Origin of the sequence: Streptomyces lucensis JCM 4490 (assembly GCF_014650035.1) — a bacterium.
GTDB lineage: Bacteria > Actinomycetota > Actinomycetes > Streptomycetales > Streptomycetaceae > Streptomyces > Streptomyces lucensis.
Window position 1 is genome coordinate 239837 of record NZ_BMUE01000003.1, and the last position, 14283, is coordinate 254119.

General features: G+C 74.0%; 14 protein-coding genes. 3 read left to right on the plus strand and 11 right to left on the minus strand.

Annotation, left to right across the window (positions count from 1 at the left end):
• Positions 1 to 179 precede the first annotated feature (179 nt).
• Together IE177_RS09060 and IE177_RS09065 are read right to left on the minus strand one after the other, a co-directional pair.
• Positions 180 to 1208, minus strand: coding sequence for an alcohol dehydrogenase catalytic domain-containing protein (locus tag IE177_RS09060; protein ID WP_190015091.1), 1029 nt, complete (start codon positions 1206 to 1208; stop codon positions 180 to 182).
• A 76-nt stretch (positions 1209 to 1284) separates the two neighbouring features.
• Positions 1285 to 2823 (minus strand): bifunctional aminoglycoside phosphotransferase/ATP-binding protein, encoded by a 1539-nt coding sequence (locus IE177_RS09065; RefSeq protein WP_190014563.1) that lies wholly within the window; start codon positions 2821 to 2823, stop codon positions 1285 to 1287.
• 424 nt (positions 2824 to 3247) lie between these two features.
• Here IE177_RS09065 and IE177_RS09070 point away from each other — a divergent pair, with 424 nt between their 5' ends.
• Together IE177_RS09070 and IE177_RS09075 are read left to right on the plus strand one after the other, a co-directional pair.
• Entirely contained in the window at positions 3248 to 4168 is a 921-nt protein-coding gene (locus IE177_RS09070) for a pyridoxamine 5'-phosphate oxidase family protein (protein WP_190014565.1), read from the plus strand.
• 96 nt (positions 4169 to 4264) lie between these two features.
• On the plus strand, positions 4265 to 5140 hold the full coding sequence (locus tag IE177_RS09075) for a universal stress protein (RefSeq protein ID WP_190015092.1): 876 nt from the start codon (positions 4265 to 4267) through the stop codon (positions 5138 to 5140).
• Between the two features lie 136 nt (positions 5141 to 5276).
• Here IE177_RS09075 and IE177_RS09080 read toward each other — a convergent pair whose 3' ends face one another.
• The 8 genes from IE177_RS09080 to IE177_RS09115 form a co-directional block, all read right to left on the minus strand.
• Complete coding sequence (locus IE177_RS09080) at positions 5277 to 5564, minus strand: metal-sensitive transcriptional regulator (protein ID WP_190014575.1); 288 nt, start codon at positions 5562 to 5564, stop codon at positions 5277 to 5279.
• Between the two features lie 96 nt (positions 5565 to 5660).
• Positions 5661 to 6491 (minus strand): class II glutamine amidotransferase, encoded by an 831-nt coding sequence (locus IE177_RS09085; RefSeq protein WP_190014577.1) that lies wholly within the window; start codon positions 6489 to 6491, stop codon positions 5661 to 5663.
• Positions 6492 to 6616: 125 nt separating this feature from the next.
• Entirely contained in the window at positions 6617 to 7582 is a 966-nt protein-coding gene (locus IE177_RS09090; RefSeq protein ID WP_190014579.1) for a YihY/virulence factor BrkB family protein, read from the minus strand.
• Positions 7583 to 7605: 23 nt separating this feature from the next.
• Positions 7606 to 8973 carry a diacylglycerol/lipid kinase family protein gene (locus IE177_RS09095; protein WP_373305053.1) on the minus strand — a complete coding sequence of 456 codons (1368 nt, stop codon included), beginning with the start codon at positions 8971 to 8973 and terminating at the stop codon, positions 7606 to 7608.
• Between the two features lie 51 nt (positions 8974 to 9024).
• Positions 9025 to 9477, minus strand: a complete 453-nt coding sequence (locus IE177_RS09100) for a DUF7144 family membrane protein (protein WP_190014583.1) — start codon at positions 9475 to 9477, stop codon at positions 9025 to 9027.
• A gap of 31 nt (positions 9478 to 9508) precedes the next feature.
• A complete protein-coding gene (locus tag IE177_RS09105; protein WP_190014585.1) occupies positions 9509 to 9976 on the minus strand; it encodes an SHOCT domain-containing protein in 468 nt (155 codons plus the stop codon).
• 112 nt (positions 9977 to 10088) lie between these two features.
• Positions 10089 to 11447 (minus strand): hypothetical protein, encoded by a 1359-nt coding sequence (locus tag IE177_RS09110; RefSeq protein WP_190014586.1) that lies wholly within the window; start codon positions 11445 to 11447, stop codon positions 10089 to 10091.
• 166 nt (positions 11448 to 11613) lie between these two features.
• Positions 11614 to 12318 carry an HdeD family acid-resistance protein gene (locus IE177_RS09115; RefSeq protein WP_190014588.1) on the minus strand — a complete coding sequence of 235 codons (705 nt, stop codon included), beginning with the start codon at positions 12316 to 12318 and terminating at the stop codon, positions 11614 to 11616.
• Positions 12319 to 12512: 194 nt separating this feature from the next.
• Here IE177_RS09115 and IE177_RS09120 point away from each other — a divergent pair, with 194 nt between their 5' ends.
• Positions 12513 to 13922, plus strand: coding sequence for a DUF2252 domain-containing protein (locus IE177_RS09120; protein ID WP_190014590.1), 1410 nt, complete (start codon positions 12513 to 12515; stop codon positions 13920 to 13922).
• A gap of 93 nt (positions 13923 to 14015) precedes the next feature.
• On the opposite strand, the gene IE177_RS09125 is transcribed toward IE177_RS09120, so the two are convergent.
• Positions 14016 to 14213, minus strand: a complete 198-nt coding sequence (locus tag IE177_RS09125) for a DUF8691 family protein (RefSeq protein ID WP_190014592.1) — start codon at positions 14211 to 14213, stop codon at positions 14016 to 14018.
• Positions 14214 to 14283: the final 70 nt, after the last annotated feature.

The window sequence follows — 14283 nt, forward strand, 5'->3', positions numbered from 1 at the left end:
CCACGCTGCGTGACGCGCCGCCGCACCGCCAGAGAAGAGCATCCAGCGGCATGACGGACGGCGCCGCCGTCAGTGCCCGCGGCCTTCCTCGTACGCCCGCCGCACCGCTCACCCGCGGTCCACGGTCACGCGGACGGCTCGTTCACGTGTTCACGTCGGCCCGTCGTCCTTTAGGGGCTTCACTCGCGGTGCAGCACGACTTTGAGGGCTCCCGTGGTGGCGCCGCGGGCGAACACGTCGTAGGCGTCCCGTATCCGGTCCAGACCGAAGGTGTGGGTGACCAGTCCGGAGACCGGCAGGCGTCCGAACCTCACCAGGTCCAGCAGTCTGGGTGTGGAGGAGGTGTCCACCTGACCGGTGCTGATCGTCACGTTCTTGCGCCACAGGGACTCGAGATGCAGCGTCGCGGGCCTGCCGTGCGCGCCGATGTTGGCGATGTGCCCTCCGGTGCGGACGGCCCGGGTGCACAGCACGAAGCCGTCCGGGTCGCCCGACGCCTCGACGACGACATCGGCGCCCGGTCCGTCGGACAGGTCGGCGATCAAGCCGCCCGGCGACTCGGCCGCGTCGGCGCCCACCCGCAGGGCGGTCTCCAGCCGGGCGTCGGCCAGGTCCACCACGATGATCCGGCGCGGCGAGTAGAGCCGGGCGACGACCACCGTGGCGAGGCCGACGGGGCCGGCGCCGACCACCACGACGGTGTCTCCCGGGGACACGTGCCCGTTGCGTACGCCGACCTCGTACGCGGTCGGGAGGAGTTCGGCGAGCAGCACCGCGTCGTCGGGTGCGAGCTCGCAGGGGCAGCGGGTGGTGGAGTGGTCGGCGAAGGGCACCCGCACCCATTCGGCCTGGGTCCCGTCGATGAGGTTGCCCAGGATCCAGCCTCCGCCTCCGCCGCACTGGCCGTACATGGCGTCACGGCACGCCCGGCAGTGACCGCACGCGGAGACGGAGGACACGATCACCTGGTCCCCGGGGCGCAGGTGGTGGACCTCGGCGCCGACCTCCTCGATCTCGCCGACGGCCTCGTGGCCGAGGACCGTCCCCGGCTTCACCTCGGGGAGGTCTCCGGCCAGGATGTGCAGATCGCTGCCGCAGACGCTGGTGGCGTCGACGCGCACGATCGCATCGGTCGCCTCCTGGATCGCGGGGTCCTGGACGGTGTCCCAGGAACTTCGCGCCGGGCCCTGGTAGACGAGCGCTCGCACCCTACTCACTTCCTCGGTCCCCCACCTCCACGGTGGCCCCCGCGGGACCGCCGGGCAACACGGCCGCCCGTGCGTCTCAGTCCGGCTCCATGTAGGGGCGGCGCAGGACGGGGGCCTGCCCGCTGCCCCAGGGGCGCACGGCGGTCAGGGCCCGGGCGACCGCGGCCTCCAGGGAACCGCTGGTGTCGACGGCGACGGCGCCGGGCCACGGCGGTTCGCCGGCCGCCATGGCGGCGGCGACTGCGGCGTCGGCGTCGGACGCGCCGGGGGCGCGCGTGCTCAGGCGCGCCGCCGAGACCTCGCCGGGCACGTGGCAGCGCAGGGCCACCAGGTCGGCGCTGGTGCGGTCGGCGACGCGCAGGGCCGCCTCGCGCTGTCCCGCGTCGGACCAGGTGGCGTCCAGCACCACGCTCTCACCGCGGGACAGCAGGACGGCCGCGCGGTCGAGCAGGGCGCCGTAGGTCCTGGCCGTCCACTCGGGTGTGTACAGGCCCTCGCCGTAAGGGGCCGCCGCGGACTGTTCCGGTGGGATGCCCGCCAGTTCCTTGCGCAGGCGGTCGCTGCTGAGCAGGGTGACTCCGAGCCGGTCGGCCAGCGCCCCCGAGAGGGTGGACTTCCCGCTGCCCGGCAGTCCGCCGACGAGGGTCAGGCGGACGGCGGCGGTACGCAGATGGCGCAGCGCGGCGGCGGCGAGCCGCCGCGCCGCCGCCTCGGCGCCGGGCGCGCCCTGGCCGGCCTGGATCAGGGAGACCTTGGCGCGGACGAACGCCCGGTAGGCGATGTAGTGGTGCCACAGCGACGGGGGCGCCGGGTCGCCGGAGTACTCGCCGTACTGGGCGAGGAAGTACGCCGCGGCCTCGGGGGCGCCCAGCTGTTCCAGGTCCATGGCGAGGAAGGCCGCGTCGTCCAGGCCGTCGACATGGCGCAGGGCGTCGTCGAACTCGAGGCAGTCGAGGACGCGGGGGCCGTCGTCCAGGCAGAAGATGTCGTCGGCGAGCAGGTCGCCGTGGCCGTCGACCACGCGTCGCTGCTCGATGCGGGCGCCGAACAGCGGCTCGCGGCCGGCGAGGTAGCGGCGCACCAGCCGTTCGGCCTCGGCCGCCTCGTCGAGGACGAGGCCGTCGGCGGCCAGCGCCCGGATCTGGGCGAAGGTCGCCTCCCACCGTGCCGAGAGCGCGTCCCGCGTGCCCTGTTCGTCCACTTCGGGGCCGCGCGGCGCGTCCGCGTGCCAGGCGGCGAGGTGCCGGGCGACGGCCCTGAGCACGTCGTCGACGGGGGCCCCGGCCCGCACCAGGCGGGCGAGACGGCGGCCTTCCGGCATGCGGCGCATCACCACGACCGGCTCGGGCGCCGGTGCGCCGGGGCCGTGGAACTCGCCCACGCCGAGGTAGACGTCGGGGGCGAAGCGGCGGTTGACGGCGACCTCGCGCTCGCACGCGGCCCGGCGAGACGCCGCCGTGGAGTAGTCAAGGAAGCCCAGGTCGACCGGCTTCTTGACCTTGCAGACGCGGTCGCCGACGAAGAACAGCACGGCGGTGTGGGTTTCCCGCACCTCCGCGCGCACCGGCGGCGGGCCGTCGTGCGGGGCCGTCCCGCGGGAGCCGGGCCCGGTCATGCGGAGCCCGGGTCGGCGGCGGCTGTTTGCATGGCGGGCTCCGTCCCGTACGAAGCTGGAAGCCGGACAGGGCGGTGGTCGGGCCCGGCCGGACGGGTGCTCCGGGCGGCACCGCATGTTGGGGTGGGGCATTCCCTCGTACGAGGATCACCCGGCCCGTCCGGCGGCGCACGCGGACCGGGCGAACGGGGGCGGACGGGGCTGCGGCTCGGTCCGGTCGCCCACACGCCGCCGCACCACGCGGCGTGTCCCCGTCGCCGTCGTTCCCCGGACATGACGCGTGCCCCGGATCTGAAGCGCTCCCCGGATACGAAGGGCGCCGGTGCCGAGGGTGCTGGTGCCGGCCGGTGGCCCCGCCCCGTGCGGTGGCCTGCCGCGCGTGGCACGTTGGATACAGCACCACTGCGAGCGGAGGGCGGCGATCATGCGAGCTCACCTCGGCGACCAACTCGTCATCGAAAGTGCCACGACCGGTGCCGCCAGGCGCGACGGCGAGATCGTCGGAATCCACCACGACGACGGAACTCCCCCCTACGACGTGCGCTGGTCGGACACCGACGAGGTGACACTGGTGTTCCCCGGGCCCGACGCGCACGTCCGGCACCTGGGGCACGGAGAGCCCGGATTCGCCCCGGCCGCGCGGCCGGGGACCGGTGGGGCGGCGGACGCGTCCCGGGCCGCCGCGCCCGCCGGCCGGGCCGACCCCGGCGACATCGGCCGCCGCGTGGCCGCCGAGCGGCGCAGGCAGGGGCTCAGCCGGGAGGAGACGGCCCGCCGCGCCCGTATGTCGCCCGACTATCTGGCGTACCTGGAGGAGCGGCCCGCCGACCTGACGCCGGCCACCGTCATCAGGCTCGCCGACGCGCTGGGGACCACGGTCGCCGCGCTGCGCGGCGCGGGCACGGACCTCCCCCCGGGGCAGGGGCACGCGCTGCTGCACCCCCGGCTGCTGGACCTCGGTCCGCGGGAGTGCCGCTCCCTGCTCGCCACGCACGGGGTGGGGCGGATCGCGGTGTCGGCGTCCGAGGGCCGTCCGGCGGTGGTCCCGGTCAACTACGAGGTCGTCGGTGAGGCCATCGTCTTCCGGACGGCACCGGACTCCATCGCCGCGGCGGCCGCGGAGACGGAGGTCGCCTTCGAGGTCGATCACGTGGACGAGGCCATGAGCCAGGGCTGGAGCGTGCTCGCCGTCGGCCCCGCGAGCGTCGTCACGGATCCCGAAGCGGCGCGCAGGCTCGCCCAGAGCGCCCACACCACACCGTGGGCGGGCGGGGCGCGCGAGATGTGGATCGCGATCCGGCCCACGAGCCTGACGGGCCGTCGTATCGTCCCGGCCGACCAGTAGACGGCGGCGGGGGCGGGAAGTCTCCGGGAGCCGGGCGGAGAGGCGGTGGCGGTGGCGGGAAGTCTCCGGGAGCCGGGCGGAGAGGCGGTGGCGGTGATGGAACGTCCGCTGGTCGTGGGCGTCGACGGTTCGGAGCCGAGTCTGCTGGCGGTCGACTGGGCGGTGGACGAGGCGGCACGGCACGGGCTGCCGCTCCGCCTGGTCCACGCCTCCCTGTGGGAGATCTACGAGGGGGCCCAGCCGTCCTTCCGTACCGAGCGCCCCGCCGAGGAGGTCATGGCGGAGCACATCGTCGCCTCCTGCGTGGAACGTGCCCGGCGGCGCGATCCCGGGGTGAAGGTGTCGGGCAAGGTGCTGGCCGAGGACGCGGCGTCGGTGCTGCTGCGTGCCGGGCCCGAGGCGTTCGCACTGGTCACGGGCTCTCGGGGGCGTGGCGGCTTCGCGGGGCTGCTGCTGGGGTCGGTCGGCCTCGCGGTGGCGGCGCGTGCCACGTGTCCGGTGATCGTGGTCCGGGGTGCGGAGCCGGACCGCCCGCAGGGCGCCGGCCGTGTCGTGGTGGGGATCGGGGACCGGGCCGGCGGCGCGGGCGCCCTACGGTTCGCCGTCCGTGAGGCCGAGGTCCGCGGCTGCGCCCTGACCGCCGTACGCGCCTGGCGCAGTCCGGCCGTGGACCCCGTGGACCACATGCTGATCGCCGACGACGGCGCCCGGCTGCGCAAGGAGCGGGCCTCGGCCGGTCTCGATGACGCGCTGCGCGAGGCGGCGCGGGATCACCCCCGGGTCGGCATCGAGCGCCGGACGGCCGAGGGCCCCACCCACCGGGTGCTCATCGAGGCGTCTGCCGGTGCCGATCTGGTCGTCGTCGGCGCGGTGCGCCGGCACGGCCGTTTCGGCCTGCAGCTCGGCAGGGTCGCCCACGCCCTGCTGCACCACGCGCGCTGCCCGGTGGCCGTCGTTCCCGAACCGGCCTGACACGCACCGCGCGCCCGAGTCGGAGGAGGCCCGGTCCGCGTGGCGCCGGCCGAGCGCGCCGTGACCGTCGCACCCGGCAAGACGCGCACGCTCGTGCCGCCCGGAGGCTGAACGCGGGCCGGCGCGGCCCGCTCGCTCACGCCAGCGACAGGAAGAGCTTCTCCAGCCGCGCGCGCATCGCCTCCGGGTCCTCACCGGTCTTCCGGCCGGACTCGATGTCGGTGACGCACTGCTGCAGGCCGGTGGCGATGATGGCGAACCCCGCCCGGTCTAGCGCCCGGGACGCCGCGGCCAGCTGCGTGACGACGTCCTCGCAGTCCCGGCCCTCCTCGATCATCCGGATGACGCCCGAGATCTGGCCCTGCGCACGCCGCAGCCGGTTCAGCACGGCCTTCAGGGACGCGCCCTCGAGTTCCAGTTCCACGATCACTCCTCCGAGAATACCCCTCGGGGTACTCTACGTCCCGATTCGGGACGGCGGCGACCATGCCGGCGTACCGGTGTGCTCCGCGGACGCGGGTCAGGCAACCGGCCGGAACGCGTGGAGCTCGTCAAGGCCCGGCTCGACGACGCCGTAGTGGTTCTCCGGGACCTCGTTCCAAGCCCCGGGGAGATCCCCGAGCGGCTCCGACACGACCAGGCGGGTCTCCTCGGAGACCTCCCTGAGATACCCGGCGTCCGGGTGGAGCGCGCGCAGCGTGTCGACTCGGGTGCTGTAGTACAGCGACCGCGAGGCGCCCTCGCTCGAGTGGCGGAAGACCCACAGCCGCCGGCCGTCGGCCACCGCCACGGTCATCTGCAGGGGGTGCTCCACGTCGTGCCGGTGCCCCGTCTCCTCCACCAGGGTCGCCATGCGCGCCACGGCGCCGGGCGGATCGTCCGTGAGGCCGAAGGTGAGGGCGAGGTAGAACATCAGCTCGGAGTCGGTGGAACCCTCGATCTCGGCGTAGAGGGCGGGATCGACGGCCAGGGCGAGGTCACGCCGGAGGCGGTGGAACTCCCTGATGGCTCCGTTGTGCATCCACATCCAGCGGTCCCGGCGGAAGGGATGGCAGTTGGTCTGCTGCACGGCCGTGCCGGTCGTGGCCCTGACGTGGGCGAAGAACAGGCCCGAGCGGACGTGGTGGGCGACCTCCTGGAGGTTGCGGTTGTTCCAGGCGGGGCCCACGTCCCTCAGCACCGCGGGTGTGGTCAGGTCCGGTGCGTACCAGCCGACGCCGAATCCGTCGCCGTTGGTGGTCTCCACCCCCAGGCGGGAGTGCAGGCTCTGGTCGATCAGACTGTGTCTGGGTTCGAACAGGACCTGGCTGAGCAGAATGGGCGTACCCGAGTAGGCGATCCACCGGCACATGCGTGCACCCCACTTCGTCGAGGCTGCCACCAGTATGGGTCGTGCGCGGGCGGGTGGCGCGCCCTGCCGTCCGGTGCCCCGTCGGCGGTCGTCAGGTGCACCGTCAGCGGTCGTCCGGTACCCCGTCAGCGGTCGTCCCCGCCGCCCCGGCGCGGGCGGGACACGTGCTTGCGGACCGAGCGCCACTGGGAGCGCGTCTGCTCGACCACGTTCTCCCATTGCTGGCGGACCTCGTGGTCGGAGGGGCGTCTGCCCTGCCGGATCCGGGTGAGTTCCTCCGCCGTCTCCCGTCCCAGCGCGGCCGAGACGACGAGCAGGAACATGGCCGCGAAGAGGGCCGAGAGCATCGCGAACACGGCGCCGACCACGCCGTAGCGGGACGCGTAGGTGTTGAACAGGTGCGGCATGTAGAGGGCGGCGCCCCAGGAGTAGAGGGTCGCCAGGACGGCGGCGGTGACGCCGAAGGGGATCAGCTCGATCCAGGCGATCCGTTTCGCCGACAGGATCCAGCCGCTCCATACGAGGAACACCGCGGTCACCGGCGCCTCGACGAGCGCGGGCACCAGGTTCAGCGTGCGGCGTCCGCCGAGCGCCGCGGAGATCCACCCGGTGACCAGGACGTAGCCGCCGAGGGTGAGGATCCAGTACAGGCCGTTGCGGGAGTTGCGCACACTGAGCGGCCTGAGCTGCCAGGTCTGCTCGAAGAGCCGCTGCAGGGCGCGCGCGAAGCTGAGCACCGAGATGGTCAGGAAGACCAGTCCGAAGACGCCCGCGCCCCCGCTGGCGTTCTCGGCCGGGGAGAACAGGTCGTCGACCGCCTGGGCGCCGGCTCCGGTGAGCCCGTAGCGCCTGATGATGCGCTCGGCGGTGTCGTGGGGGACGAGGTTGCTCAGCACGGCGCCGGCGAGGATGCCGAGCGGCACGAGCGCGGTGAGGGCGCTGGACGCCAGGGCCATCGAGCGGTCGAACCCGACGACCTTCTGGAAGCGGTTGAGGACGCGCAGGGCGAAGGCGGGACGCAGCCAGAACGTCAGCGTCCTGACCAGGCGCTCTCGGTTGATGCTCGCCCTCCTGCCCTCCGCGGGGATCATGGCACTCGGTGGACGGCGCGAGCTTAACCGCCGGTCGTGTGCGGCCGGTGGTGCCACACCGGCCCGGACCGGCGTGCGAGGTGCAGCACGCGGTGCCAGTCGGCCGAGGGCCGGCTGCCGCGGGGCGCGCCGCGGCCGCGCGGCACGCGCACCCGCAGCGCCCCGGGCACGATCCGGCACACCACGGGCACGGGCAGCATGACGTGTTCTCCGTCGATGCCGACCGGTACGGTCGCCGCGTCCGCGTCGACGGTCACCTCCGTGCCGGTCAGCCGGGTGAGGCCGCCCTTGCGTCCCCCTGCCGTCCGTGCCGCCTGCACGGTGTTGTCGACGTGCACGCACAGCACGCCGAGCAGTCCCGAGTCCAGGCTCCCCCGGTGACCGCGCCCCGGTCCGACGGCGTACCGGTAGGGGTTGTTGCTGACCAGCACCGCCTGCAGTCCCTGCGCGCGCCGGTGTCCGGACCGCATCCGCAGTCGGGGGGTGCGCTCGCCCGTGAGCAGTTCGGGCAGGTCGTGCAGTGCCGTGCGCAGCTGTGCGCCGCGGTAACCGGGGTTGCCGACCACGGCGGCGTAGGTGCCGAAGGACGCGTTGTTGACGAAGACCCGGTCACCGGCGAACCCGAGGTCCACCCGGCGTTCGACGCCGTCGGTGAGGGCTTCCAGCGCGGCGGCCGGGTCCTCGCGGTCGAGGCCGAGGTCGAGGGCGAAGTGGTTGCGGGTGCCCGCGGGGATCACCACGAACGGCAGGTCGTTCTCGTGGGCCACCTCCGCCACCAGGGCCTGGGTGCCGTCCCCGCCCGCCACGGCGAGGAGGTCGGCGCCTTCGGCGACGGCGCGCCGGGCGAGCGCGGTCACGTCCTGCCGGCCGGTGAGCACCGTCACCCGGGCGCCCGCCGCGCGGGCCCGCTCGACCAGGTGGAAGCGGCCGACCTTGCCGCCGCCGGAGTGCGGGTTCATCAGGATCCAGGGGTGCCGCGGCGCCGTCGCCGGCGCGGGTGCGGCGCCGCCCGCGCGGGAACGGGGTGAGAGGACGCGGCCGGCCGCCGCGACGGCGAGCAGCACAAGGGCGAGGGAGGCGACGGCCGGACCGAGCATGCCGTGGGTGGCGTACAGGCCGAGCACGGTGAGCGGTGCGGCCACCGCGAGGGCCGCACCGCAGGCCCGCACGGCTCCCGTGTGCGCCAGGGTCCACCACAGCCCGGCCCCGGTGAGCGCCAGCCCGGCCACACCGAGCAGCACCCACAGCACGCCGCGCAGTCCGGCGGCCACGAGGGGGACCAGTACGCCGCCGAGGAGTGCCGCGCGCGCCAGCCAGATCCTGCCGGCGCCGGGGTCGCCGTCGTGCGGGCCCGGACGGTCCGGGCCCGCGCCGGGTGCGGGTGGCTCCACGGGAAGGTCCTCCCCTGCCGTCGTCCCCGGGCCGCACGGCATGGCGGCGGCCTACCTGCCGCCGCGCGGCATGGTGTCGTAGGAGCCGGGGGCGACGTCTTCCTGCCGGGCGACGCACAGGGCCCAGATGATGAACCCGCTCATCGCGATCATGAGGACGGACCACACCGGGAAGTACGGCAGGGAGAGGAAGTTGGCGATGATCACCAGCCCGGCGATGGCCACGCCGGCCACCCGCGCCCACGTCGCCGCCTGGTAGAGCCCGATGCTGACCATCACGGCCACGACTCCCAGGATGAGGTGGATCCAGCCCCAGCCGGTGAGGTCGAACTGGAAGACGTAGTTGCGTGTGGTGACGAAGACCTGGTCCTGGGCGATCGCCATGATGCCGCGGAAGATGTCGAGAAGGCCGACGAGGGTGAGCATGACGGCGGCGAAGAGCATCAGGCCCGCGGCCCATGCGTACTTCGCCGTGTGCTCCCTTGACGTGGGGGTGGCGGTCATGTCTGTCTCGCTTCCTTGTCCTTGTCCGTGCTCAGTTGGACGACGGTGTGGTGACGGTGCCGGACGGGCCCGGTGAGCCGGTGCCGCTGAGGACGAGCTCCTTGGCGCGGCGGAACTCCTCGTCCGTGATGTCCCCGCGCGCCCGCATGTCGGACAGCTTGGCGAGTTCGTCGGCGCTGGTCCGCCGGCCGCTCTCGCCCGCCGTCTGCTTGATGTAGGCCTCGAACTCGGCCTGCTGGGCGCGGGCGTGGTCTATCTCCCTGCGGCCCATGCCCCTGCCACGGGCGATGAGGTAGATGAAGACGCCGAGGAAGGGCAGCACGATGACCAGTACCAGCCACCCTGTCTTGCCCCACCCGCTCAGGCCGTCGTCGCGGAAGATGTCGCCGATGATCCTGAAGAGCAGGATGAACCACATGATCCAGAGGAAGAACCACAGCAGGGTCCAGAACATGCTCAGCAGCGGGTAGTCGTAGGCGAGGTACGTCTCGGTGCTCATGTGTCTCCTCCGTTCCGGGCCGTGCCCGACCGCCGTCTCCGGCTGTTCTCAGCGTGCGCGGGCCCTCGGGGGGCGGGCCTCACCCGGGGCGGGTGAAGTTGCGGGCCGCGGCTCAGGGGCCTGCCCGGCCCGGCGCGCCGGCCGCCCCGCGCGGGGGCCGGCCGGCCGCGGAGGCGAGTACGGCCAGGACCGCGAGGACCACGAGGACGAGCACGAGGACCAGGGCCACGGCTCCGACCGTGGGGTAGTTCCAGAGCAGCAGCGCCAGGGCCCCGCCCCCGATGACCACGCCGGTGGTCCACGAGCGGTGGCTGTCGAGCCAGCGGCCGGTCGCGCCGGTGTGCATTCCGGCGTCCTCCAGGGCGCGGCCCGCGGCGCCGGTGCCGCGCCCCGCCAGGGAGCGCACCCCTGTGGCCACCCTGCTCGGGCCGTACAGGAAGGCGGCCAGCGCCGTGACGACGGCGATCACGAGCAGGGTGCGGGTGCTGCTGCGCAGGAAGCGGACGAAGGTGTCGAAGACCACCGCGGCGGCGTCGGGCGGCAGCGTCGCGGGGGGCACGGAGTCGAGGTAGACCCGGCGAACGACGGCCAGCGCGATGAGCAGCACGATCATCATCACGCCGATGCCCGCGGCCGTGGCCAGCAGCATCACCCGGTGCGCCGGCGCGGCCCACACGGCGAGGGCGGCCAGGACGAGGGTGAGCACGGGCAGCCACGCGCCCATGATGTCCAGCAGCCGCATGAGGTTCTGCGCCTTGGACAGCTTGTCGGTCTTGAACAGGGTGATCTGCCGGTCGGGCGCCGGTATGGCGGAGGCCTTCGCGAAGCCCTGGTCGACGAGACGCTGCTTGACCTGGTCGACCACCGTGCCGAGGTCGAGGGTGACGGTGTTCCCCTGGGCTCGCAGGGCCGTGTTCTTCTCCCCGGTGAGCATGCCCACCACGGCCGTCTGGGCGCGCCGGTTGGCGGCCGTCCAGGCCTGGTCGAAGGCGTCGCTGGTGACCACGCGGTGCACGACGCGGTGCACGACGTTCGTCACGGCGGCGCGCAGCGGCCCGTCGAGGGCCGAGGAATGGTCCACGACGGCCGGTGGCGCGCCCGAGTCCGCCAGCGCCTTGCTGAGCGCCGCCGTGACCGCGTCGATGTCCAGCTCGGAGACGACGCGGTTGGTGAGCCGGTCGGTGACGACGTTCTGCACGGCCGGCTCCGACGCCAGGGGGGCGACGGTCTGGACGTACCGGTCGGTGTCGGTGACCGTGTTGTCCACCCAGGCCGCCACGACGGCCAGCGGGGCCAGCAGCAGGGTGAGGACGAGCAGCACCGACGCGCCGGCGTAGCGCAGCCTGCGGTGGCGTACGGCGGCGGTCTTGCGAAGCCGTTCGTACCTGTCGTACTCCTCGCCGCTCAGCACCACATGGCTCTCGCCGTCGCGGCCGGAACCCGGGGGTTCGGGGGGCGTCTTGGGGGCCATCGGGACTCCTCGTTCGTCAGTGACCGGGTGGGGTTCGTCGGTGCCCGGTCGAAGCGGCGGATCCGCCCGGCTCGGGGGACGGCACGGCGGCTGCGCGCGCGGGCGCGCGGTGATCCGCGGGCGGCGGCGGAGCGCTCAGCGCGTCATGCCGCCGGCGCTCGGGGCGTCATGCCGCCGCCGGCGTGCCGGGAGGAAGGCCGGAGCGTGCCCGGCGCAGTGCCGACCGCAGGGCGAGGGCGAGTCCCAGCTCGGCCACGCCGAGCAGCACCAGCCACAGGCCGAGCAGCCGGGTCAGGGCGCGGGCCGATTCGGTGGGCAGGGCGAGCACCACGATGCCCGCGACGACGGCGAGTGCCGCGACGCCGAGCACCAGGCCGCGGTGGGGCAGTCCCCTGGCGGTCAGGGCGGTGTAGGCGGTCACCATGCCGGTGACGAGCCAGACGGCGCCGGTGATCAGCGAGAGCGCGGCGATCGTCTGCAGGGGGTTGCGCAGGCACAGCACGCCGGCCAGGACGTACAGCACCGCCACCAGCAGTCCGGTGAGCCGGTCGCCGGGCTCGCGCGCGAAGGCGGCGACGAACCGGAACGCGCCCGTCACCAGCAGGTACAGCCCGATGATCACGGCCAGGACGTGCAGAGTCCCCTCCGGCCAGACCAGTGCCAGGATCCCCGGCACCAGCGTCGCCACCGCCGAGCCCAGCAGCCAGGTCCAGGAACCGCCGAGCCTGGCCAGCTGGCGTTCGAGGTCGCTGTCGGGGACCGGAACGGCCTCGCCGGCGGGGCGTCGCGGGCCGCTGTCCGGGGCGGGGACCGTCCCGCCGTGGGGAGGTTCTGGTCCGGTGCGCGGCGCCGGATCACGCGACACGGTCATGGCTCCTCCTCGCGTGACGCGGTCCGCGACCGGACCGACGGCGGGACGGTGTGCGGTGTCCGCACCCCGTCAGCGTCGCGCGCGCCGCCGGGGGCCGGGTCACCCCTGAGGGGTGATCCGCGGACGGTGGCGCCACGGTGGGCTGGACCGGACGAGAGGCCCCGGGTCTCGCACGGAGAAGCGGAGGGCGACTCATGACGGCATCGACGACCCCGGACGCCGCGCTGACGCGCGGCGAACGAGCGGTGTACGGCAGGGACGCCCGCAGGCGCGCCTCCCGTTCCTGTCACGGCTGGTTCGAGGCGGCGCAGGGGCGCCCCGACCCGGTGGACGTGCTGGAGCGCCAGTCCGCCACGCGCGTCCCCGAGCTGGTGCCGCTGCGCTACGCCCGCATGCTCGAGTCGCCGTTCCGCTTCTACCGCGGTGCCGCCGCCGTCATGGCCGCGGACCTCGGCCAGCTGCCCAGCACCGGTCTGACGGTGCAGCTCTGCGGAGACGCCCACCTGCTGAACTTCCGGCTGCTGGCGTCGCCCGAGAGGCACCTGGTCTTCGACATCAACGACTTCGACGAGACCCTGGCCGGCCCGTTCGAGTGGGACGTCAAGCGGCTCGCGGCCAGTCTGGCGATCGCGGGCCGGCACAACGGGTTCTCCACGGCGCAGCAGGACAAGGCCGTGCTGGAGTGCGTCCGGTCGTACCGCACGCGGATGCGGGAGTTCGCCGGCATGCGCACCCTGGACATCTGGTACGCGCAGGACGACGCCGACCGGATGCGCGAGCTGCTGGCCTCGTCGATGACCAAGGAGGCCCGGCGCCGGACCGCGGAGGCCACGGCACGGGCCAGGACCCGCACCCACCTCCAGGCCTACGGGAAACTCACCCGGGTCACGGCCGATGGGCGGCGGATCACTCCCGATCCGCCGCTCATCACGCCGCTCCGTGACCTGCTGACCGACGCGTCCGGGGGCGCCCAGGAGTACGACGTGGGCGCCGTCGTGGCGGACTACGCGCGCACCCTGTCCTCCGAGCGCCGGCACCTGCTGCGCCGCTACCGCCTGGTGGACACGGCGCGCAAGGTGGTGGGGGTCGGCAGTGTGGGGATGCGCTGCTGGATCGTGCTCCTGCTCGGCGGCGGGGACGACGATCCGCTGCTGCTGCAGGCCAAGGAGGCGCAGGAGTCCGTACTGGCCGCGTACACCGGCGGCCGCTCCTACGACAACCAGGGGCGCCGGGTGGTGGCCGGGCAGCGGCTGATCCAGACGACGAGCGACATCTTCCTGGGCTGGACCCACGCGGTGGGCCTCGACGGCCGCGGCCGGGACTTCTACGTGCGCCAGCTGCTGGACTGGAAGGGCATCGCCCGGCCGGACAGCTGGGACCCGCGCATGCTCCGCCTGTTCGGTCACCTGTGCGGGGCGAGCCTCGCCCGTGCCCACGCCCGCTCCGGCGACCCCGTCGCCCTCGCCTCCTACCTGGGCGGCAGCGATCGCTTCGACCGCGCTCTGGTGGGGTTCGCGCAGGCGTACGCCGACCAGAACGAGCGGGACGCCCGCGCGCTGGACGCGGCCGTCCGCTCGGGCAGGGTGCGTGCGACCGCCCTCTGACGAGCCGGCACGGGCAGGGGGCAAGGGGTGCAGGGGGCAGGGGGCAGGGGGCGAGGGGGATCGCCGGGGGCCGTTCGGGTAGCCGCCTCGGGGCTATTCGGGCAGCTGCCTCATCTCGACGACCCGGAGCCCCACCGACCTGAAGCGGGCCAGCAGCCCGTACAGGTGGGCCTCGTCGACCACGGGGCCGAAGAGCAGCGTCTGGCCTGCGACGACCACGTGGTCCAGCTCCGGAAAGACCTTGGCCAGGGTCTCCGAGACATGTCCCTCGACGCGGATCTCGTAGCGCATGTGCCGCTCTCCCGCCGACAGCCGATGGCAGTTCCATGGTGCTCTGCCTCAGTCATCGTCCTGCCCGTCG

What these genes read in the sequence shown, in the direction of transcription:
- IE177_RS09065 (WP_190014563.1), bottom strand. Translation starts at nt 2,823, where the DNA reads ATGACCGGGCCCGGCTCCCGCGGGACGGCCCCGCACGACGGCCCGCCG.
- IE177_RS09070 (WP_190014565.1), top strand. Translation starts at nt 3,248, where the DNA reads ATGCGAGCTCACCTCGGCGACCAACTCGTCATCGAAAGTGCCACGACC.
- IE177_RS09075 (WP_190015092.1), top strand. Translation starts at nt 4,265, where the DNA reads ATGGAACGTCCGCTGGTCGTGGGCGTCGACGGTTCGGAGCCGAGTCTG.
- IE177_RS09085 (WP_190014577.1), bottom strand. Translation starts at nt 6,491, where the DNA reads ATGTGCCGGTGGATCGCCTACTCGGGTACGCCCATTCTGCTCAGCCAG.
- IE177_RS09090 (WP_190014579.1), bottom strand. Translation starts at nt 7,582, where the DNA reads ATGATCCCCGCGGAGGGCAGGAGGGCGAGCATCAACCGAGAGCGCCTG.
- IE177_RS09100 (WP_190014583.1), bottom strand. Translation starts at nt 9,477, where the DNA reads ATGACCGCCACCCCCACGTCAAGGGAGCACACGGCGAAGTACGCATGG.
- IE177_RS09105 (WP_190014585.1), bottom strand. Translation starts at nt 9,976, where the DNA reads ATGAGCACCGAGACGTACCTCGCCTACGACTACCCGCTGCTGAGCATG.
- IE177_RS09110 (WP_190014586.1), bottom strand. Translation starts at nt 11,447, where the DNA reads ATGGCCCCCAAGACGCCCCCCGAACCCCCGGGTTCCGGCCGCGACGGC.
- IE177_RS09115 (WP_190014588.1), bottom strand. Translation starts at nt 12,318, where the DNA reads ATGACCGTGTCGCGTGATCCGGCGCCGCGCACCGGACCAGAACCTCCC.
- IE177_RS09120 (WP_190014590.1), top strand. Translation starts at nt 12,513, where the DNA reads ATGACGGCATCGACGACCCCGGACGCCGCGCTGACGCGCGGCGAACGA.
- IE177_RS09125 (WP_190014592.1), bottom strand. Translation starts at nt 14,213, where the DNA reads ATGCGCTACGAGATCCGCGTCGAGGGACATGTCTCGGAGACCCTGGCC.